Raw genomic sequence first — 20,283 nt, forward strand, 5'->3', positions numbered from 1 at the left:
CAAAAACGACGACGGACAAACCTAACAAACTGCGAGCGCTTGCTGGCTTAGTAAAACGAACACTATCAATTCGAAAATCAATAACTGTTGTATTTACAGCGCTTTGTCATGCGCGATAACTCGGTTTTGATGTAGAGATACGCTTGGGCGCTAAAAATTGGTCTATAACTAAACGTTTTTGACCAAAATTATTGGAGTGTTTACATGCTTTTTTACTTCACTTCCCCAGCTTGAATATCAATAGTGATGGGTGTCGCTTATTTTCTTATTTTCCCACCTGCAAGCCCTGTCTGAACTAATTCAGATTATCTCATCCCTTTGAGAATTTCGACAATTTCTAAGGTGTTTTCAAGTACCCTGATGACCCTGCCTTCAACGCTTATCGTTACCAAATCCCGCTCTCTGTCGCGATAAATCACTTTGCCATGGTCGTAGATATCTGGATCTAAGCGTTCTCCAACTTGGAGCTTTTTTTGCCAACCCGGTGGAAGTGGCTTGCCCTGCTTCAACTTTTTCTCAAGGCCCGGTGGTAACTTCTCCGGTTTAGCATTCGCCTGATTTAAACCTAAAGTCAGACTAAAGGTAAGTAGAGAAAGTACAATGACTTTATTCATAACAACCTCTCTTTTAGCGCGGCATCATGTGCTTTGTAAACACAATGCCGTCTATAAAGTATTGTTAATAGTTTGAAATAAAGCTTATTGATATAAACTGAACAACAATCACTAATATTTAGATTGATTTAGTTTTGTTAACGCTTTAACGGAGAAACGTTCAATGGCGAGCCCTAACTGAAGTCCAAACTTCTCAGCAACGCCTTTTTTAGTCTTATAAGCCACCTTATAAAGTTGGTGACTTTCATTTAGGGACATGAGTAAATCGTCACTGGTTGAGATTTCATCGACTAGTTTTAGCTCTAGGGCTTGTGTGCCAAACCAATGTTCTCCAGTCGCTACTTTCTCAATATCAAGCTCGGTACGATTATCAGAGACAAAGTGTTTGAACAGACCATGTGTTTCTTCAATCTCCTCTTTGAACTTTTCTCTTCCTTTATCCGTATTCTCACCAAACAGGGTGAGTGTACGCTTATACTCACCAGCGGTTACCATTTCAAAATCAACGTTATTCTTTTTTAATAAACGATTAAAGTTGGGGATCTGCGCAATTACGCCGATTGAACCAATAATTGCAAATGGTGCTGCGATAATCTTATCTGCGACACAGGCCATCATATATCCGCCACTTGCAGCAACCTTGTCCACACAGACCGTCAGTGGAATACCCGCTTGCTTGATGCGCGAAAGTTGCGATGCACCAAGCCCATAACCGTGTACGACACCACCGCCACTTTCAACTGAGACAATGACTTGATCCGTGGCCTTGTCAGCGATCATAAGAATGGCATTTATCTCTTCGCGTAGATCTGAGACTTCATGAGCATCCATACTACCGTTGAATTCGATATAGAATACATTCTTGGTGTCTTCCTTGTTTTCACCTTTGCTTTTTTGCTCCTTAGACTGTGCTTTATTTCGTGCCTTTAACGCCTTTTTATCTAAGGTTTGTTCTAAAAACTGTTCTTTGGACTGCGCCAGACTGTCGCTTAAATCGGTAACTTCAATTTCGCCCTTTTTCGATTTTGGTTTTGAGCTTGCTCCCACCATCAAAATAATGACTACTGCGATACCAAAGATAATGGTTACTGTCTTGGCTAGAAATAACCCATATTCAAACAAAAATGCCAAGTCGTTCTCCTCATTTAGCTCATAAAGGGGACCATTTTTTCAATATAAAATGGACATAAAAAAGGCCGCTAGCTGCGGCCTTTTATAGTCTCGAAAAATGTCTTAGTTTGCAACAACATCCGGGTTAGATACTTGTAAAACCAAACCCTTTGACTTCAAGAAGCTTGCAACTTGCGTTTGCATTTCGATTGACGCCGCTGCGTGTCCTGCTGCTGTGCCACCGGCTTTTTCATCAAAACCCGTCGTTAAGATTGAACTGTGATGGCCCTGAGAGAACTTCACTACATAACTTCCAGGTGTTCCGTCTTGACTCATTTGCGTTTCACTTGCTGGCATTAAGCCCATGAAACCAGCAAGTGGTAAGCTACCTGACAAGAAGCTACGCTCTGTCGTTGGAGGAATAACCAAGTCAGCTGCATTACCATCAACACCACCCGTAACAACACTCATATATACTGGCGTTTGTAGCGCTTTCACGGAAGCTGCATAGTTTAGTGGATCTGCACTATCTAATGCGGTTTGTGCTGCAAAACCGAATTGCGTCACCGTACCATCAATCAGTGCTAATGTCGCGGTGTCTCCAGCCGCTTCTAAATTCGCTCTAAACGTTCCATATGCACAAGAAACATATTTGCTTTGATCCGCAGCAAACGTACCACAGTCAGCAACTGCGCCTTCTTGCAGATAGGCATTAAACGCTTGCGATGCGAGATTACCTGCAGAACTCAACACGGAGCCTTGTACAAACGGACCAAATGATTTTGACTCAATCAAGAAGTTAGCAATGCCCGAACCACCACTTGCAAGTGCTGCTGACTCAACTTTAAAGAAGCCATCAATTGCTGGATTTAATGGCGCATTGGTTTGAGCGAGGAAGCTTGGGCCTACAACTGAACCAAGTGAGTGACCTAGGTAACTAACTTGCTGGGTATTGAAGTTAACTTGGCCACCAGATGCTTGATTAATAAAGTTTAAGCCTAAACGTAACCCCATTAAATCTGCAGCTGATTGCTTTAAGTTATCACGCGCAACTAACAACGATGTTAGGTTCATGTAGGACAACACGCTACCTGTCGAGGCATTAAAATCATCAGTGCCATCACCATCAATATCTAAACCGCGAGCACCGTGCATTGGGTGATCGATCGCAACTGTGGCAAATCCTGCTTGTGTTAATGACAACGTCAAGCCAAGCATGTCTTCTTTTTTACTCGTGATACCATGTTGCAAGATAACAATAGGCCAGCCGCCTTCAGGGCGCTGAGACTCATCCGCAGGCATTGTGATTTGCACAGGAACATTAGCAAGCCACTGCTCTTTAGGAATTGGATTGTACTTGGTCAAGAACTTAGTACCATCTAAACCTAAATCTCTCAGCTTTCCACCCGAAAGTGTATTACAGGCGATATCATTTGGTTCTGTTGGCTCTGGTAAACCACCAGCTTGCGCCGCATATCCAGCGACAGCTACCGCGCTGTCGCAGCGTGCTTGCCAATAGGTATCAGCTAGCGCAGAGATATCTTTATTTTTTGGTTGTGATAAGTACTGAGGTAGTTGTATTTGACCTTGCAATAAACGCACGCTTCTAAAAGCAGGTAAAATAGCATCAGGCACTTTTCCTACAAGGGCATCTGCAACAGTGATCGCCGGTTGTGCAGGTACAGCGACAACAGGGTTAGCACCGCCCTGTAGTTTAGCGGCTAACAATTGCTTAGTCGCCGCCAATGCGTGACCTGTCGACTGTGTCGTCATTGCTGCAGTATATATAATCTCTTCTTTACTCACCGAACCCGCTGCAGTTACCGCCCCTTCATAGCTACGAATCACAGCCTGTAGCGATTTCTGAGCATCAGTTACCAATGGCGCGTCTTGGCGCAACAACGTGTAAGTCGAAGAAGCATCTACACTTTGACCTTTTGAGTCTTTAAGACCTTTGGTCAAAACAGTAATATACGTAGTTTCAGGTTTGAATGGTTTAACTGGGATAATAACTAAACCGTTACCTGTGCTATTAGCCATTGTAACGAAATCACCATCAGGGCCAAATTGTAATTCAGCAATTGGCTTACAAGCGATACCTGAAGGCACCTGAGCACAGTCTTCGTCAGTTTGTAATGGTCCACCCATTGCAACTTCAAAAATTCGTACAGAGCCCGGAGTCATGACGCTTTGCGCATCTAATGTCAACCCATTCGGTGTCGTCATGTCGATAACGTAAGGCATTTGTGTCGACCAACCATCTAAGGCGCCAATCACAATACTTGGGTTTGCATAGCTTGCACGCGTTACCAGAGGGTTACCTTCACCATCTTTCATTCCTAACATTTCGTCAGGTAAGTTTAGGGTTCCGTCTTGAGTGCCGGATAAAAGGATATCGTTTGGAACTGAGATCACACCGCCTGATGGATCAAATTTAATAGAAATCGTTGGAGAAACGGGCGTAGTATCATTTTTTACATCTTCTAACGTTTCACCGCCTCCACAGCCAGCGAGTGCTGCTGATACTGCGAGTGAGAGTAGCATTTTTTTCATTTTATAGGCTCCGACATAATCTTATTATTATTGTGATAATTCTCGTTAAATCTATGTAATTGCATTTTTAATAAGACATTAGACCAGTTAAACTTAACTCAAACTTTGTTATTTCGCCAGCCATATTTACAATAAATTCGCTAACTTGCTACTGCATTGTGATAAAATGACCCAAACATCTTAATTGGAGTCCAGAATGCAGACTTATCAAGCTCCTGAAAACGCACTTGCGAATAAAACGATATTAGTAACAGGTGCTGGCGACGGCATCGGCCGTGTTGCGGCGATTAATTACGCCAAATATGGTGCAACGGTTATTTTATTGGGCAAAACCACCAGTAAACTAGAAGCCGTTTATGATGAAATTGTTAACGCCGGTTACCCACAGCCTGCAATTGTACCTTTAGATTTACGTGGTGCAACCAAACAACACTTCCGAGACTTGGCTGCCACTATCGAGCAGCAATTTGGTAAGCTTGACGGCTTGCTAAATAATGCGTCTATTTTAGGCTCTTTAGGTCCAATGGAACACTTTTGCGTTTCAACCTTCGAAAACATAATGAAGGTAAACGTAACAGCCCAAGCGGTGATCACTAAATCGCTATTCCCAGTAATGAGAAAAGCACCTAACGCTTCTATCGTCTTTACTTCATCGGGTGTAGGACGTAAAGGTCGTGAGTTTTGGGGAGCGTATGCAATTTCTAAGTTCGCAACCGAAGGTATGATGCAAACTTGGGCCGAAGAAGTGGGTAAAACCAATATTCGCATCAACTGCATTAATCCTGGTGCGACAAGAACAAGTATGCGTGCATCAGCATTCCCAGGTGAAGATAAAGATAAACTAAAAACACCTGAAGAATTAATGCCTACATACCTGTACTTGATGTCTGATGACTCAATCGGGGTTAATGGCCAATCTTTAGATGCCCAAACCTACTAACTAGTGTTTTAAAGGCTGCAAATCCATAATTGCAGCCTTCTATATTACCTAAGTTAATCTCTCGGCAAGGTTTCAAATGCCTGCACCTGCTCTAATTTTTCATCCCACTTCGCTTTACTCGCGATAAATAGGTGTGCAGTTGGCGTAAGACTCGGCGCATCATCTAAGCTACCGGCAGGTACCACTAAACCGACAGGCTGCTGGTTTGGTAATGCAGAGCCACAACGAGCACAAAAGGCTTTAACGTGCTTAGTATTCGGTAAAGTAAAGCGGGTTATTAACTTTTCGCCCGCAAGCCAAGTTAGCACTGCATTTTGAAAAAATAGATTCGCAGCATGTGCGGAACCTGTGTCTTTTTGACAATACTCACAATGACATAGATAAAAGCCCTGCGCGTTGCCCTCTACAAGATATTTAACCTGACCACACAGACAACTACCAGCAAACGTCTCTTTCATTTGAATTTCCTTATCAAATACAAAAACACCAGCTAGGCTGGTGTGGTGTTTTAGAAAAGCTTAAATTACTTTCTTCTCGGGGTTTTGACCCTTTGATTATGCTTTTTCACTGCTTTGCGGATCTTATTAATTTTCGCGCGCTTGTCTTTACGCTTTTCTGGCATGACCGACAACTTAGTTTGCTGCTCGGCTCTCATACTCACCGATTTGCGTAAGTAGTTAACATCTTCTAATTTTAATTCTTCCCATCCACCTTGTGGCAAACGCTTGTTAAGCTCTAATTTACCATAACGGATACGGATCAAGCGCGACACTTCAACACCTTGTGACTGCCAAAGACGCCTGACTTCACGATTACGCCCTTCCGTCAGTGTTACGTTGAACCACTTATTCAGACCTTCACCACCAAGTGGCTTAATCTTAAGAAATTTTGCAGGACCATCTTCTAGCTCAACGCCTTTGGTTAATGTACGCAAAGTTTGATTTGTTACTTCACCAAATACCCGAGCAGAATATTCACGTTCGACTTCGTATTTTGGATGCATCAAGCGATTAGCTAGCTCACCATCATTGGTAAAAAGCAATAGGCCTGATGTATTGATATCTAATCGCCCAATTGCTATCCAACGGTCACCATCTAACTTAGGTAGCCTATCGAATACAGTGCGACGACCTTGAGGGTCGCGACGAGTACATAGCTCACCTTCAGGCTTATGGTACATAAGTACGCGACAGATGCGCTCTTCTTGCTGTTCTATTTTAACAATATGTCCATCTACACGGATCACCGAAGTCTCTTCTACTCGGTCTCCTAGCTTGGCAACTTTTCCATCTACACTTACGCGGTTAGACTCAATATACTTTTCCATTTCGCGTCTTGAGCCAACGCCAGCTCTTGCCAATACTTTTTGTAGTTTTTCACTCATTCAGATGGTTCTCTCACAGAAGGATCGTTTAATAACTGTTCTATTTTCTCATTATGTTGTTCAGGTAATCGAGGTAATTCCCCAAGACCAGATAATGAGAAGTAATCTAAAAATTGTTTTGTCGTTGCATACAATGCAGGCTTACCCGGTACCTCTTTGTAACCCACCACTTTTATCCACTCGCGATCTATCAAGCTTTTGATAATATTAGAACTCACGGTGACCCCGCGCACTTGCTCTATTTCGCCTCGAGTGATTGGTTGTCGGTAAGCAATCAATGCCAAAGTCTCAAGTGTAGCACGTGAGTATTTTGGTGCTTTTTCCTGCCACAGTTTACTTAGCCAAGGGCTCAAGCTCGGGCAAGCTTGAAAACGGTATCCAGTACCAACCTCAACCAGCCTTACACCGCGAGTTTGATAATGATTTACCAGTGTTTCCAGTGCCTGATCAATACGCAGTGATGACACGCTGATATCTTCCAGCACGGTTTCTTTTAAGCGCTTTTTAGATAACGGCTTATCTGAAACGAAAATCGCTGCTTCAACCAATTCAACCAGTTGTTCGTCGCTAACGCGTCTTTTCATATTTTATGCTTGAAGATAAAAATGCGGAGTATAGCAGAGGCTGCTGTCATCCCCTAGCCTTTTAAATGCAGGTAAATCGACGCTGCAGTTGCTGACTGAATATAGTCAACCAATTGCTCCTTAATGAGTTCGAGCATGGCAATAAAAGTAACCACCACTCCACTGCGCCCTTCGTCAAAAGTAAAAAATCGCGCAAATTCTACCGGCTTATTCTGTTCTCGTAGCAATTGCAATATAAAGCTCATACGCTCTCGAGTCGAAAGTGCTTCTGCGGATATTTGGTGGTGCTCAAAAGTCTTGGCTCGGGCCATCACTTCCGACAGCGCCAAAATTAATTCCCTCAGTTCAATGTCTGGGAATTCTGGCTCAGAGTCGGTACTACTGTCTACCAACGCATGAGCGACAAAGATATCACGCTCAACACGAGGGATCTCATCTAAGTTTTCAGCGGCTTGCTTAAATTGCTCGTATTCCTGCAAGCGTCTCACCAGCTCAGCTCTGGGATCTTCCTCTTCCTCTAACTCTTCGTGTTTTGGTAGTAGCATTCTTGATTTTATTTGTGCCAGCAAAGCTGCCATCACTAAGTATTCACCCGCAAGTTCGAGCTGCATGTCCTTCATCATTTCAACGTACTGAACATACTGCTGAGTAATACTAAAAATCGGTAATTCTAGAATGTCTAATTTATGTCTTTTAATAAGATAAAGCAGTAAGTCCAACGGGCCTTCAAAGGTCTCTAAGATAACTTCGAGGGCTTCGGGGGGAATATAAAGATCTTCCGGCTTTTCAATTACCGCTTCACCGTGTAAAAAGGCCAGCGGTAATTTCTGTTGGAGTGCTTCTGTCATCTCAACATGCGTTATTCAAAAGGCGACGTATCGCCACAGCCACGACGCAAAATTTCAATGGTGTCTTCGGACATATCAATAACGGTGGTTGCTTGCTCGATTAAATAGCCACCATGAATTATTAATTCTACGTGCTTCTCAAGACGCATGCGGATATCATCGGGGTCAGACTCAGTAAACTGCTCTCCTGGCAAAATCAAAGAGCATGACATCAAAGGTTCACCCAGCGCTTCCAACAACGCGCAAGTAATTGGATTATCAGTCACACGGATCCCGATGGTTTTTTTCTTCTCATTGAGCAAACGACGAGGAACTTCTTTCGTCCCTTTAAAAATAAACGTGTACGGACCGGGCGTATTATTTTTAATCATCCTAAACATTTGATTATCGACACGGGCATAGGTCGAAAGCTCCGACAGATCACGGCATAAAAGAGTGAAGTTATGGTGTTTTTCGATGCCGCGGATCCGCTCTATCCGCTCCTTAGCTTGCTTATTACCGAGGTTGCAACCAATAGCATAGCCGGAGTCGGTTGGAAACACCACCACGCCACCTTGCTCAATAATATCAGCCGCTTGGCGAATTAAACGCGCTTGCGGGTTATCTGGGTGAATATGAAAAAATTGACTCATAAGCTTATTCCTCTTTGCCTCCCCAATGACGCCAAACTCCTTGACAATCTTTAGGTAAATACAAGTTACGACCAAGGTCGACCCAAGGCATTGGGAAGTGGAAATCTGACCCTTGGCTTGCTAACAATTCAAACTCTTGACTTAGTCGCCCCAAAAATTGGCGCTCAGTAGGCGCTTGCTGCGGCTGTGCAACTTCCATTGCAGCTCCCCCAACCGCTTTAAATTCAGCAATTAACTTTCTTAGCCACTTATTCGACATCTTATATCGAGCAGGGTGTGCCAATACACTTACTCCACCCGCGGCATGAATAGCAGCAACCGCCGTGTGTATATCGCACCATTGACTTGGCACATACCCAGTCTTGCCACGTGCTAAAAATTTATTGAAAACGCTTTGTACATTTTTAGCCACACCTCGCTCAACCAGCACTTGAGCAAAATGCGCTCTGGTGATCTGCGCAGTTTGGGCAAGTGCAAGGGCATCTTCGTAGACATGCTCATAGCCCTTTTTGGATAATCGCTCGCCGATCTCTTTTGCTCTGGCTTCTCGCTTTTGCTGCTGTTCGTGCAGCAACCTTGTTAATGCTTCATGCTCAGGGTCAAAATTTAATCCAACGATATGGATCTCAAAGCTTTCCCATTTCGTGGAAATTTCAACGCCATTAATAAGTTCTAACGTGAGATTATTTTGGCTAATGTAGTCACGGGCAGGCTGGATCGCATCTATCGTGTCATGATCGGTAATTGCAAGAATATCAACGCCTTTTTCCGTTGCTCGCTCAAGCAATTCATCAACAGCTAAGCGGCCATCGGAAAAAGTAGTATGGCTGTGGAGGTCATATTTAATCAAAATGTATTAACTATCTCTATGAATTATCAACGTTTTGATTATATCACAAGTTAACTGATACGACCTTAGGTTATTTTCTGATATTTGCCCTTGACACTTGTAGCAAGAATAGGGTTTACTGTAGCTAATTTAGATTAAACAACGAAATATTCACAAATGAACAAACAAATTCAAAAAAACATTTGGTGGTGGCACTCGAACTAAGCGGGTGTGTTTCGTTATATCTACGATTTATCAACCCGCGCAATGTCGCGGGTTTTTTTATACTTTTTAGAGGCTTTTATGAACAACAATATCACAGTAAACACAATTTGGTGGTGGTGGATGCCCTAGCGGGACGGTATTGTTGTGTCTGAACAATAACCCCCGCAGAGCTCAGCTTTCGGGGGTTTTTTATTTTCTAAACAGAATATCTAGAAATTAAGAGGAATGAGGTTTGATTTTTAGTCATATAACGACCACACCAGGTGAGGTCACCAGCATAAGACAAAGGCGCGATTATATTGCCAGCCCACTGTCTTTATACGCAGGTTTAAACAAAACAAACTCGTTACTGCTCGAATCAGCAGAAATAGAGTCTAAAGACAATGTGAAAAGTATCGTGCTTGTGGATAGTGCGATTCGATTCGAATGTAATGGTGCCCAAGTCATTGCCAAAGCCTTGTCTAACAATGGTGCTCAGTTGCTACCGTACCTTGCGCAAAAGGTCACAAATTGTGACGTGATCCTCAATGATAATACTTTGACGCTCACGTACAACGCATTGGAAAGTGACATTGATGAGCATACAAAACTAAAAGCGGATAACGCCTTTAGTGCGCTCAGAACCTGTATCAATGAAATTAAACGTAACTCAGATACGCCGTTTTCCGTCTTTTTAGGTGGAGTATTCGCCTATGATATGGTGGCAAACTTTGAGCAACTTCCTGAAGTACCAGATGGAGACAACGACTGTCCTGACTATGTTTTCTATCTGGCTGAAACCTTAGTTGTGATCGATCATCAAGCACGAGCTACTGAGCTCATTGGTAATGTTTTCAATGGCCCTGAGGTTCACGCAAATTGTTTTGAAGTAGGCAAACAACTAGAAGAGCTAAACAGTCAATGTGACCAAATCACTGAATTTCAGTTTGAGCCACAAAGTGGCGGCGCAGACGTCAAAGTCAATGTGAGTGACGACGAATATTGTCAACACGTTGAAAAGTTGAAAACCAACATTATCAACGGTGACATTTTCCAAGTCGTTCCCTCTCGCACTTTTTCACTTCCTTGCCACAACTCACTCGCCGCCTATAAACAGCTTAAACTACAAAACCCCAGTCCTTACATGTTTTATATGAAGGATGAGCGCTTTGTGTTATTTGGCGCATCTCCAGAGTCGGCACTCAAATATTGTGAACAGAGTAACCAAGTTGAGGTCTATCCCATCGCGGGGACGAGACCACGAGGTAAGTTTGCTGATGGCAGTATCAATCCAGATTTAGATAGCCGCATTGAACTTGAGCTGCGCAACGATCAAAAAGAGCGTGCTGAGCACCTTATGTTGGTTGACCTTGCCCGTAACGATGTCGCACGGATCAGTATTGCAGGTACTCGACACGCAAAAGAATTATTGAAAGTGGACCGCTACTCACAAGTCATGCATTTAGTATCGCGCGTCGTAGGCCAATTAAAGCCGGATTTAGATGCCCTCCACGCTTATCAGGCTTGTATGAATATGGGCACTCTCGTCGGCGCACCAAAAGTTAAAGCCGCAGAACTTGTTCGCCATACAGAAAAGCAGCGTCGTGGTAGTTACGGCGGCGCGGTAGGTTATTTGATGGGTAATGGCGCGATGGACAGCTGCATCGTCATTCGCTCCGCGTTTGTAAAAGATAACGTTGCTTACGTGCAAGCGGGTGCAGGTGTCGTGTTTGATTCAAATCCACAAAGTGAAGCAAATGAAACCAAAGCTAAAGCCATGGCAGTGATTAAAGCAGTACAGTCCACGTATGAAGGAGCAAACCATGACTAAGGTATACTTTTTAGATAATTTTGATTCTTTCAGTTATAACCTTGTGGATGAGCTTAGCCTGCTAGGACTCGACTTGGTCGTTTATCGTAACAATATCTCTGCCGAAACCATTTTCAATAAAATGTGTGCAGAGGTTGATCCTGTGATCTTAGTTTTATCACCTGGACCTGGCGCGCCATCGGAATCAGGCTGTTTGCTCGCGTTAATTGAGCTATGTAAAGGTAAATTCCCCATGCTTGGAATTTGCCTCGGTCAACAAGCCCTAACTCAGAGTTATGGTGGTGAAGTTGGCAAAGCAGGTGAGACGGTACATGGTAAATCTTCTATTATTGAAGCGGATGAGCATCCGGTATTTGCCGGACTTGGAACACAATTCCCCGTGGCGCGTTATCACTCTCTAATGGCAACAAGCGTACCACCAGCACTGCAAGTGATCGCGAGATATCAGGCCATTCCGATGGCTATCTATCACAGTGAACACAAAGTGATTGGCTATCAATTTCACCCAGAATCAATATTGACCCCCAATGGCGCTCAGCTATTACAACAAAGTATCGCGTACCTTAGCGCTTAGGAGATCACGATGGAAAAGTTACAACCTCTATTACAGCAACAAGATTTATCGTTCGACGCCGCCAAATCCTTGTTTAGCGATATTATGGCTGGACAACTGAGTGACATCGAACTTACGGCAGCGCTGCTTGCGCTAAAGTTTAAAGGTGAAACAGCGGCGGAAATAGCCGGAGCAGCTCAGGCTATGCGTGATCATGCCACCGCATTTGACAAGCAAGATCTACTCGCAGCAGACAGCTGTGGTACGGGTGGCGATGGCACAAATACCATCAACGTGAGTACCACCGCCGCCATTGTTGCCGCAGCATGTGGCATTAATATGGTCAAACACGGTAATCGCAGCGTAAGCAGTAAATCAGGTTCCGCGGATTTACTAAAAGCACTTGGGATCAACATTGATATGACTCCCGCACTTGCAGAAAAGTGCTTAGCAGAGACCGGCTTTACCTTTTTGTTTGCACCGCATTACCACGCAGGTGTAAAACATGCTATGCCAGTTCGCACACAACTAAAAACGCGCACGATATTTAATATTCTCGGGCCATTGGCAAACCCAGCCAAGCCTGAGGTGCAATTACTCGGCGTTTACGACCCTGCCCTTGTTTTACCCATGGCTGAAACGTTAAACCGCTTAGGTACGAAACGAGCGATGGTAGTTCACGGTAGTGGCACAGATGAAATTGCCCTACACGGCGAAACGCTAGTCGCAGAAGTAAAGCATGGTGAAGTGACACAATACACCGTTACCCCAAGCGATTTTGGACTAGAAAACTATTCACTTGAATCTATTGCTGGTGATACGCCAGAATATAACGCGAAAGCGAGCCTTGCGATTTTAAATGGTGAAGGCGAAGCTGCACACAATGCAGCGATCATTGCAAACGTTGCAGCTTTGCTGGTATTAACCGATAAGGCGTCAAATTTTAAAACCGCAAGCCAACAAGTACGCGAAGTGCTTGCAAGCAAGAAAGCCATGACAACCTTGGCTAACATTGTAGAGGTGAGTAATGGCTAATGTATTAGAAAAAATTGTTGCCGATAAAGTCGAAGAATTAAAAGCGCGTAAAGCGCAGCGTCCGTTAAGTGACTTTATCGACGAAGTAACCCCCACCACGCTTAACTTCACCGCTGCGTTGGCGCAAGCTGGGACACAATTTATTTTAGAGTGCAAAAAGGCGTCACCTTCAAAAGGCCTTATTCGCTCACATTTTGATTTGACTGAAATTACCAGTGTTTATCGTAAGTACGCGACATGTATTAGTGTGCTAACCGACGAAAAATACTTTCAAGGCAGTTATGAATACCTTGCCACGGTGAGAAAGCTGGTTGATCAGCCTCTGATCTGTAAAGACTTCTTTATTGATGAATACCAAGTTTACCTCGCCCGTCTACACGGTGGCGATGCCATTCTTTTGATGTTGTCTGTATTAAATGACGAAGAATATGTGGCACTAGCGAACGTGGCCAAATCTCTTAATATGTCGATTTTAACGGAAGTAAGCAACGAAGAAGAAGTGACAAGAGCGCTTGCGTTAGATGCTGAGCTTATCGGTATTAACAATCGTGATCTCAGAGATTTATCAACGGATTTAGCAACTACAGAGAAACTAAGAAAGTTAATCCCCGAAGACAAAGTAGTGATTTCAGAGTCTGGTATCTACACACACCGTGATGTGAAACGTTTGTCACCAATTTGTGATGGCTTTTTGGTTGGTAGCTCATTGATGGCAGAGCAAGATTTAGAACTTGCTTGCAGACGCTTGATTTTGGGCGAAAACAAAGTGTGTGGTCTTACTCGAAGCCAAGATGCGCAAGCCGCTTATGAAGCGGGCGCGGTGTACGGTGGCCTTATCTTTTATCCAAAGTCTCCTCGCTATGTCGACATTGATTGTGCGAAGGCCGTCGCTGATAGTGCGCCGCTCAAGTACGTTGGTGTGTTCGTTAACGCACCGCTTGAGCAAGTTGCAGAGTATGCGCAAATTTTAAAGCTTAGTGCAGTGCAATTACATGGCAATGAAGATGAGCTGTACATCGATACCCTGCGAAAACAACTACCTGTTACCTGTCAAATTTGGAAAGCACAGGGGGTGGACACAGCACTGCCAAGCCCCTTCGCTGGCGTAGACAAGCAATTGTACGATACCAAAACCGACACTGCATTTGGTGGCACGGGACAAGTGTTTGATTGGCAGCTATTAAATCGTAGTTCAAGCAATTATATGTTGGCTGGCGGCCTAAACCCCGACAACATTCACGGTGCCGTCAATATAGGTGCCGATGGTTTTGACCTAAATTCAGGCGTTGAGCAATCGCCTGGTAAAAAATGCGCTCAAAAAATCGCAAACGCGTTTACACAAATTCGAAAATATTGAGGTGGACATGAGTAATTCAGCTTATTTTGGTGACTTCGGAGGCATGTTTGTGCCCGAGTTACTCGTACCTGCGTTAAAGCAGTTAGAACAGGAATTTTATAAATCACAAAAAGACCCAGAATTTCAACAGGAGTTTTATCAACTTTTGAATGAATTTGCGGGTCGCCCAACACCACTGACCAAGACACGCAACTTAGTTAAAAACCCTAAGGTCAAACTGTACTTAAAGCGTGAAGATTTACTTCACGGTGGTGCACACAAGACCAACCAAGTGTTAGGTCAAGCGCTCTTAACCAAACGTATGGGTAAAAAAGAAGTCATTGCTGAAACCGGCGCTGGACAACATGGTGTTGCAACCGCCCTAGCCTGCTCCTTACTCGGCTTAAAGTGCCGAGTATACATGGGGGCTAAAGATGTTGAGCGTCAGCAACCAAACGTATTTAGAATGCGTTTGATGGGTGCGGAAGTTATCCCAGTTACCGCTGGCTCAGGCACATTAAAAGACGCGGTAAATGAAGCATTACGTGACTGGTCTGCAAACTACAAAACGGCACATTATTTACTCGGCACGGCTGCAGGTCCTCACCCGTTCCCGACGATTGTCCGTGAGTTCCAAAAAATGATTGGTGAAGAGGCAAAACAACAAGTACTAAAAGCGGAAGGTCGTTTGCCTGATGCGGTTATCGCTTGTGTGGGCGGCGGTTCAAATGCTATTGGTATGTTCGCCGATTTTATTGACGAAAAAGACGTTAAGTTAATCGGGGTGGAACCGGCTGGTAAAGGCCTAGATACCGATGAGCACGGCGCGGCACTATGTAAAGGAAGTAAAGGCATCTTGCACGGCGCCTATACCTATATCATGCAGAATAAAGATGGCCAAATTGAAGAATCTTACTCTGTGTCAGCAGGTCTTGACTACCCAGCTGTTGGTCCACAACACGCCTACCTTCATGAAACAGGCCGCGCACAATATGTTGGTATTACCGACACTGAAGCATTAAATGCCTTTCAAGCGCTAGCTAAACACGAAGGTATTATTCCAGCCTTAGAGTCAAGCCATGCTCTGGCATACGCACTAAAATATGCAGAAGCGCAAACCGAAGAAACGGTGATTGTTGTTAACTTAAGTGGTCGCGGAGACAAAGACTTAGCTCACGTCCACCAAGTACTATCTGAGCGAGGTGAACTATGAGACGTTATGACGCGATGTTCGCGCACTTAAATGAAAAAAACCAAGGTGCATTTGTTCCTTTCGTGACGATTGGCGATCCCAATAAGGCTCTCAGTATTGAGATCATCAAAAGCCTGATTGACGGTGGTGCTGATGCATTGGAGCTCGGTATTCCGTTTTCCGATCCCATCGCCGATGGCCCTGTTATCCAAGCGGCTAACATCCGAGCATTAAAGCAAGATGTTAATACACAAGACTGTCTTGAGATCATCGCTGAAATTCGTCGCTACAACAGTGATATCCCAATTGGTTTGTTGCTTTACTCAAACTTGATTTTTGCTCGTGGTATTGAGCAGTTTTATCAAGACGCCAAAACTGCGGGTGTGGATTCTATCTTAGTTGCTGATGTGCCACTGCACGAAGCCAAACCGTTTAGGCTCACTGCAATGGCAAATGACATCGCGCCAATTTTCATTGCCACACCGAATGCCTGCGATGATACGTTACGAGAATGCGCCACCCGGGGTCGTGGCTATACTTATTTACTTTCGCGCGCAGGCGTTACTGGCACAGAAACAACGGCACAAATGCCGGCAACAGAGATGATCACCAAACTTATCGAGTATCATGCTGCGCCGTCACTGTTAGGATTTGGTATTTCTGACCCTGAGCATGTAAAGCATGCAATTAAATCAGGTGCAGCAGGTGCAATTAGTGGCTCAGCGGTGGTGAAAATCATCGAAAAACATTTGGATGACCCTAGCACCATGTGCTTTGAGCTAAAAACCTTTGTTGAGCGAATGAAAGCTGCAACACAAAAGTGACAATACTTCTAAGCCAGTGTTAAACACTGGCTTTTCTTAAAATTAACGCAAGTTATCTTTTAAGGCTTTAGCAGGCTTAAACGATACCTTGTTTTGTCCCTCAATGGTGATGGTCTCACCTGTTTGTGGGTTGCGTCCCTGCTTTGGGGGATGATAACTTAACGCGAATGTGCCAAGTCCATTAATTTGCATCTGATCACCTTCTGACAAGCGCTTTTTAGTGGCCTGTAAAATGACATTTAACACCGCCTGTGAATCTTTTTTTGTTAACCCACTAATTTCCGCCATTTTTGTAACTAAATCGCTCTTATTCATGCAAATACCTCTGAACCATAGAATGAGCGCAGCAGGCTATGGGTTTCATCAAAGAAAGTCAATGTTGATGTTCTCGTCGTATCTTGGTAAAACCCTTACAACCAACTTTGTTAGGATAAAAAATGTCATTTTTAATTGAGTACTTACCGCTCATCTTATTTTTTGCGGTTTATAAGTTTGTCGATATTTTTTGGGCAACGGGTGTACTAATCATCGCCTCTCTTATACAGGTCGCACACCAATACATCACTAAGCGCGAAGTCGCAAAGCGTCATTGGATATTCCTAGCGATTGCGCTGATCCTTGGTGGGATGACTATTTTCTTCCATGATGAGCAATTTATTAAATGGAAAGCCACTATTATTTATGCCATTTTAGGTGCAGCATTACTCATATCTAGGTATTTGTTTAATAAAAACTTGGTAAAAGGCGCACTCGAAGGCGTGTTAAAGTCAGTTGCTGAGAAGGAAAAAAGCGAGATTGATATTGATTTACCAGCCAAAGACTGTGACCAATTAAATCTATTTTGGGCAATATTACTTTTCTTCATCGCAGGCCTAAACCTTTACGTTGCGTACCACTTCTCTCTTGACTTTTGGGTGAACTTTAAAGTCTTTGGTTTAATTGGGATCACCTTTATTGCACTCCTCTTTACCATGTTTAAAATTCAAAAATATTTACCTGAAGAGTAACCATTCAAGGTTCATCTGCAGCTGCTATAGTTAACGAGTAAGAGCTAACTATAGCGGCTTGTAGCCGCCAAATATTTTGGGGAACCAGCCTTGAACGCAAGCCAATACCGGTGGTGTGAACTCGTATTTGTATTCTTTGTCCTGCCCATTGTCGCTTATCAATTTCGTGATCACCTCAACAATTGGCTGTTTCCAGCACTGATCATTTTAATGGCAGTCTGTACCCATTTACTACTAACCGATCCCCATTTCAAACGCTTTAGGTTAACCAGTTTGGGAGAATTTTCGTCCGTCAAAAAACGTTTATTTACCACGTTTTTCGCAGGTGCAATGTTTTCCGCCATGCTCTATGGTTTAGTTAGTCAAGGAAATTGGTTTTCCCTGCCGCTCAATTCACCCAGCGACTGGTTATTATTATTAATTGCTTACCCCATTCTTTCCGTCTTACCACAAGAGTTAATTTTTAGGAGCTACTTCTTTCATCGCTATAAAAGGATTTTACCAAATAAAAACAACAGAGTTTTGCTAAGTGCATTGGTGTTTGCGCTTGCTCACTGCGTCTATGACAACTGGATAGCCGTGGCGTTATCTTTTGTTGGAGGGCTATTATTTTCTTATACTTATGCACACAGCCGCTCTCTTGCCGTGTGTGTGTTGGAGCATAGCCTGTGGGGACTGTGGATGTTTACAATAGGAATTGGGCAGTACTTAGATTCGGGCGTAAAATTTTAGTGGCTTAATAGAATATGAGCATCGGCGCAATAATACGCCGATGTCATCGTGCCCAACATCAATGCCCTGCTACTAGAAGCCAAAGATACTGAATGCAAAATACTTGGTTGCAACAGTATTAATGAAAATAGCCAGCAGGATCACTGGGATGAACGTAGATAGGGAGAAATTAATATATTTCTCAGTAAAGCTGCCGACGTACCCCTCTGAACCTTGCGCAAGTTCTTCATTCAAGCCAGATTTTTTCCAGCGATAAGTAACGAATAGACACAACAGCAAACCATTCAAGGGTAAAATAGTGTCGTAAAACACGTCATAGATTAGGTCAAAGAAGCTCTTCTGAGCATCGCCATAACTTACAAAACTTGTAAGCCAATCCACCATACCAAAAGACATTGTAGATAACACAGTTAAAATACCTGTGGTCAACGCTAAGATAATCAATGCCTTTTTACGTGAAATACATTTTTCTTCCATCAAGGTCGCGGTAGGCACCTCGATAATTGACACTAGCGACGTTATCGCGGCAAAGAAAACCAGTAAAAAGAAAGTACCTGCAACAATTGAGGCACCGACGTAACCAATATCATCTTGTAACGCCAATAACAATTTAGGTAAGTAATCGAAAATCATAGATACTGAAGAGTCCGATAACTTACTTGGATCTGTATTCGGATTAAAACTGAAGATAGCTGGAAGTACCATCAGACCTGCAATGAATGCCACTAATGAATCTGTAACAGCGACCATTTTAGAGCTACCGACGATGTCGTCTTTCTTAGAAATATAGGAAGCATAAGTGATCAATATACCCATACCTAAAGACAGTGAAAAGAACGCCTGTGATAGTGCTCCATTTAGTACACTTGCATTCATCTTTTCGAAATTGGGAACGATGTAATAGCGTACACCTGCCATCGCGTTGTCAAGGGTTAGCACGTATGCGACAAGGCCAATCAACATGACAAATAACGCCGGCATGAGTAACTTAGCCGCTTTTTCGATCCCTTCTTTTACACCGCCAACCAAGATAAGGTTAACGATAACGCCCACAATCAACATATAGATGAAAACATTGGTATCGTTGATAAAAGTACCAAAGTACTTCGGAGAGGCGAGTACATCTAAATTACCTAGGGCTGTTTGCGCCAAAAAGCCAAAGATCCAAACGGTAATAACCATATAGAAGACGGCAATCATAAACGGCGTGAGTACAGCCAAGAATCCAGCTATTGACCACTTTTTATCATGATTAGATAACAGTTTATATGCGCCAAACGGATCTTTTTGGGCTTTCCTACCCATTGCCATTTCTGCCATCATGACAGGTAAACAGATAAACACTACAAATAGTGCATAGATTAGTAAAAATGCCCCACCACCATTTTTTGCGGCGGAAACAGGAAAGCCGACTAAGTTACCAATACCAACAGCAGAACCCGCAGCGGCAAGGATAAACCCTAATCGGGAGCTAAAATGCTCACGGTTTGCACTCATTGCAATCAACCTTATTATTATTTTCTACAAATATCCGAAGGACTCTACCAGTCAAGCTGAGTGTTTTTCAAGTTTAAATGTCTAATCACTGAAAAACTCTGTGTACATTTACTTTTGCACTGAGGGCGTTTTATCATAGTATTGACAAATGGCCCTGAACAGCCGACAAAATACGTAAAAATAACAATAATAACCTAGAAATCAATCCGGAACTAATACTTATGCTTTACATGATCTATTCAACCGATGCTGAAAACTCATTAGAAAAGCGTCTTGCTGTGCGTCCTGCTCACTTAGCTCGTTTAGAAGAATTAAAACAACAAGGTCGATTGTTTGCAGCAGGCCCATTACCAGCTATTGACTCGGAAGATCCTGGTGAAGCGGGTTTTACGGGTTCGTTGGTTATTGCTGAGTTTGAAAACCTAGAAAGTGCGCAGCAATGGGCAAGCGTCGATCCCTATATTGATGCTGGCGTCTATACTGCTAGTATTGTAAAACCGTACAAGCGAGTTCTGCCATAAAAGTTTACTGAACGTTAAGTTCAGCAAAGGTTAATTACAAAAGCACTAAATTTGTTT

21 protein-coding genes are annotated in these 20,283 nt (G+C 43.4%); 10 read left to right on the top strand and 11 right to left on the bottom strand.

Translation table 11 applies throughout. The features are described 5' to 3' along the window. Window positions 1-305: 305 nt before the first annotated feature. The 3 genes from CWC03_RS20845 to CWC03_RS20855 form a co-directional block, all read right to left on the bottom strand. A complete protein-coding gene (locus tag CWC03_RS20845) occupies window positions 306-614 on the bottom strand; it encodes a hypothetical protein (protein WP_138583508.1) in 309 nt (102 codons plus the stop codon). A gap of 111 nt (window positions 615-725) precedes the next feature. Next, the gene (gene sohB / locus CWC03_RS20850; protein ID WP_138583509.1) at window positions 726-1,745 is read right to left on the bottom strand and encodes a protease SohB; all 1,020 of its coding nucleotides are present in this window, start codon (window positions 1,743-1,745) and stop codon (window positions 726-728) included. 102 nt (window positions 1,746-1,847) lie between these two features. Further along, complete coding sequence (locus CWC03_RS20855) at window positions 1,848-4,277, bottom strand: VolA/Pla-1 family phospholipase (protein ID WP_138583510.1); 2,430 nt, start codon at window positions 4,275-4,277, stop codon at window positions 1,848-1,850. Between the two features lie 196 nt (window positions 4,278-4,473). Between CWC03_RS20855 and CWC03_RS20860 the strand changes: the two genes are divergently transcribed. Beyond that, on the top strand, window positions 4,474-5,217 hold the full coding sequence (locus CWC03_RS20860; protein ID WP_010604961.1) for a YciK family oxidoreductase: 744 nt from the start codon (window positions 4,474-4,476) through the stop codon (window positions 5,215-5,217). Between the two features lie 53 nt (window positions 5,218-5,270). Here the strand turns inward: CWC03_RS20860 and CWC03_RS20865 are convergent, their stop codons facing one another. The 6 genes from CWC03_RS20865 to rnm all read right to left on the bottom strand — a co-directional run bounded on the left by CWC03_RS20865 (window position 5,271) and on the right by rnm (window position 9,515). After that, window positions 5,271-5,675, bottom strand: a complete 405-nt coding sequence (locus CWC03_RS20865; protein WP_138583511.1) for a GFA family protein — start codon at window positions 5,673-5,675, stop codon at window positions 5,271-5,273. Between the two features lie 65 nt (window positions 5,676-5,740). Further along, window positions 5,741-6,601 (bottom strand): 23S rRNA pseudouridine(2605) synthase RluB, encoded by an 861-nt coding sequence (rluB, locus tag CWC03_RS20870; protein WP_128726396.1) that lies wholly within the window; start codon window positions 6,599-6,601, stop codon window positions 5,741-5,743. Then, window positions 6,598-7,185 carry an SMC-Scp complex subunit ScpB gene (gene scpB / locus CWC03_RS20875; RefSeq protein WP_045989651.1) on the bottom strand — a complete coding sequence of 196 codons (588 nt, stop codon included), beginning with the start codon at window positions 7,183-7,185 and terminating at the stop codon, window positions 6,598-6,600. The genes rluB and scpB overlap by 4 nt, the downstream gene beginning before the upstream one ends. Before the next feature lie 53 nt (window positions 7,186-7,238). Beyond that, complete coding sequence (locus tag CWC03_RS20880) at window positions 7,239-8,033, bottom strand: segregation and condensation protein A (RefSeq protein WP_138583512.1); 795 nt, start codon at window positions 8,031-8,033, stop codon at window positions 7,239-7,241. Window positions 8,034-8,044: 11 nt separating this feature from the next. Continuing rightward, window positions 8,045-8,665, bottom strand: a complete 621-nt coding sequence (locus CWC03_RS20885) for an L-threonylcarbamoyladenylate synthase (protein ID WP_138583513.1) — start codon at window positions 8,663-8,665, stop codon at window positions 8,045-8,047. Window positions 8,666-8,669: 4 nt separating this feature from the next. Then, a complete protein-coding gene (rnm, locus tag CWC03_RS20890; RefSeq protein ID WP_138583514.1) occupies window positions 8,670-9,515 on the bottom strand; it encodes an RNase RNM in 846 nt (281 codons plus the stop codon). Window positions 9,516-9,951: 436 nt separating this feature from the next. Between rnm and CWC03_RS20895 the strand changes: the two genes are divergently transcribed. From CWC03_RS20895 to trpA, 6 genes are read left to right on the top strand one after another with little or no spacing between them, the layout of a single operon-like run. Then, window positions 9,952-11,529 (top strand): anthranilate synthase component 1, encoded by a 1,578-nt coding sequence (locus tag CWC03_RS20895; protein WP_138583515.1) that lies wholly within the window; start codon window positions 9,952-9,954, stop codon window positions 11,527-11,529. Next, on the top strand, window positions 11,522-12,103 hold the full coding sequence (locus CWC03_RS20900) for an aminodeoxychorismate/anthranilate synthase component II (RefSeq protein ID WP_138583516.1): 582 nt from the start codon (window positions 11,522-11,524) through the stop codon (window positions 12,101-12,103). The genes CWC03_RS20895 and CWC03_RS20900 overlap by 8 nt, the downstream gene beginning before the upstream one ends. A gap of 9 nt (window positions 12,104-12,112) precedes the next feature. Next, window positions 12,113-13,117, top strand: a complete 1,005-nt coding sequence (trpD, locus tag CWC03_RS20905) for an anthranilate phosphoribosyltransferase (protein ID WP_138583517.1) — start codon at window positions 12,113-12,115, stop codon at window positions 13,115-13,117. Then, window positions 13,110-14,474 carry a bifunctional indole-3-glycerol-phosphate synthase TrpC/phosphoribosylanthranilate isomerase TrpF gene (trpCF, locus tag CWC03_RS20910; protein WP_138583518.1) on the top strand — a complete coding sequence of 455 codons (1,365 nt, stop codon included), beginning with the start codon at window positions 13,110-13,112 and terminating at the stop codon, window positions 14,472-14,474. The genes trpD and trpCF overlap by 8 nt, the downstream gene beginning before the upstream one ends. A gap of 7 nt (window positions 14,475-14,481) precedes the next feature. Further along, window positions 14,482-15,666: a tryptophan synthase subunit beta gene (gene trpB, locus CWC03_RS20915; RefSeq protein WP_017219145.1), complete on the top strand. Its 1,185-nt coding sequence runs from the start codon at window positions 14,482-14,484 to the stop codon at window positions 15,664-15,666. Next, window positions 15,663-16,469: a tryptophan synthase subunit alpha gene (gene trpA / locus CWC03_RS20920; RefSeq protein ID WP_138583519.1), complete on the top strand. Its 807-nt coding sequence runs from the start codon at window positions 15,663-15,665 to the stop codon at window positions 16,467-16,469. Before trpB ends, trpA begins: the two co-directional genes overlap by 4 nt. 42 nt (window positions 16,470-16,511) lie before the next feature. On the opposite strand, the gene CWC03_RS20925 is transcribed toward trpA, so the two are convergent. Next, the gene (locus tag CWC03_RS20925; protein WP_138583520.1) at window positions 16,512-16,784 is read right to left on the bottom strand and encodes an HU family DNA-binding protein; all 273 of its coding nucleotides are present in this window, start codon (window positions 16,782-16,784) and stop codon (window positions 16,512-16,514) included. Between the two features lie 122 nt (window positions 16,785-16,906). Here CWC03_RS20925 and CWC03_RS20930 point away from each other — a divergent pair, with 122 nt between their 5' ends. Beyond that, complete coding sequence (locus tag CWC03_RS20930; protein WP_138583521.1) at window positions 16,907-17,476, top strand: inner membrane-spanning protein YciB; 570 nt, start codon at window positions 16,907-16,909, stop codon at window positions 17,474-17,476. 90 nt (window positions 17,477-17,566) lie between these two features. Then, window positions 17,567-18,208, top strand: a complete 642-nt coding sequence (locus CWC03_RS20935) for a CPBP family intramembrane glutamic endopeptidase (protein WP_021032635.1) — start codon at window positions 17,567-17,569, stop codon at window positions 18,206-18,208. 72 nt (window positions 18,209-18,280) lie between these two features. Here the strand turns inward: CWC03_RS20935 and CWC03_RS20940 are convergent, their stop codons facing one another. Continuing rightward, window positions 18,281-19,705, bottom strand: a complete 1,425-nt coding sequence (locus tag CWC03_RS20940) for a sodium-dependent transporter (protein WP_138583522.1) — start codon at window positions 19,703-19,705, stop codon at window positions 18,281-18,283. A 221-nt stretch (window positions 19,706-19,926) separates the two neighbouring features. On the opposite strand from CWC03_RS20940, the gene CWC03_RS20945 reads away from it, so the two are divergent. Then, window positions 19,927-20,226 (top strand): YciI family protein, encoded by a 300-nt coding sequence (locus tag CWC03_RS20945; protein WP_138583523.1) that lies wholly within the window; start codon window positions 19,927-19,929, stop codon window positions 20,224-20,226. Window positions 20,227-20,283: the final 57 nt, after the last annotated feature.

Origin of the sequence: Pseudoalteromonas sp. S2755 (assembly GCF_005886535.1) — a bacterium.
Lineage (GTDB): Bacteria > Pseudomonadota > Gammaproteobacteria > Enterobacterales > Alteromonadaceae > Pseudoalteromonas.

Bases quoted from the DNA above. Each gene is read 5' to 3' on its own strand.
- CWC03_RS20845 (WP_138583508.1), bottom strand. From the start codon at position 614: ATGAATAAAGTCATTGTACTTTCTCTACTTACCTTTAGTCTGACTTTA.
- CWC03_RS20855 (WP_138583510.1), bottom strand. From the start codon at position 4,277: ATGAAAAAAATGCTACTCTCACTCGCAGTATCAGCAGCACTCGCTGGC.
- CWC03_RS20860 (WP_010604961.1), top strand. From the start codon at position 4,474: ATGCAGACTTATCAAGCTCCTGAAAACGCACTTGCGAATAAAACGATA.
- CWC03_RS20865 (WP_138583511.1), bottom strand. From the start codon at position 5,675: ATGAAAGAGACGTTTGCTGGTAGTTGTCTGTGTGGTCAGGTTAAATAT.
- rluB (WP_128726396.1), bottom strand. From the start codon at position 6,601: ATGAGTGAAAAACTACAAAAAGTATTGGCAAGAGCTGGCGTTGGCTCA.
- scpB (WP_045989651.1), bottom strand. From the start codon at position 7,185: ATGAAAAGACGCGTTAGCGACGAACAACTGGTTGAATTGGTTGAAGCA.
- CWC03_RS20880 (WP_138583512.1), bottom strand. From the start codon at position 8,033: ATGACAGAAGCACTCCAACAGAAATTACCGCTGGCCTTTTTACACGGT.
- CWC03_RS20885 (WP_138583513.1), bottom strand. From the start codon at position 8,665: ATGAGTCAATTTTTTCATATTCACCCAGATAACCCGCAAGCGCGTTTA.
- CWC03_RS20900 (WP_138583516.1), top strand. From the start codon at position 11,522: ATGACTAAGGTATACTTTTTAGATAATTTTGATTCTTTCAGTTATAAC.
- trpD (WP_138583517.1), top strand. From the start codon at position 12,113: ATGGAAAAGTTACAACCTCTATTACAGCAACAAGATTTATCGTTCGAC.
- trpCF (WP_138583518.1), top strand. From the start codon at position 13,110: ATGGCTAATGTATTAGAAAAAATTGTTGCCGATAAAGTCGAAGAATTA.
- trpB (WP_017219145.1), top strand. From the start codon at position 14,482: ATGAGTAATTCAGCTTATTTTGGTGACTTCGGAGGCATGTTTGTGCCC.
- trpA (WP_138583519.1), top strand. From the start codon at position 15,663: ATGAGACGTTATGACGCGATGTTCGCGCACTTAAATGAAAAAAACCAA.
- CWC03_RS20925 (WP_138583520.1), bottom strand. From the start codon at position 16,784: ATGAATAAGAGCGATTTAGTTACAAAAATGGCGGAAATTAGTGGGTTA.
- CWC03_RS20930 (WP_138583521.1), top strand. From the start codon at position 16,907: ATGTCATTTTTAATTGAGTACTTACCGCTCATCTTATTTTTTGCGGTT.
- CWC03_RS20940 (WP_138583522.1), bottom strand. From the start codon at position 19,705: ATGAGTGCAAACCGTGAGCATTTTAGCTCCCGATTAGGGTTTATCCTT.
- CWC03_RS20945 (WP_138583523.1), top strand. From the start codon at position 19,927: ATGCTTTACATGATCTATTCAACCGATGCTGAAAACTCATTAGAAAAG.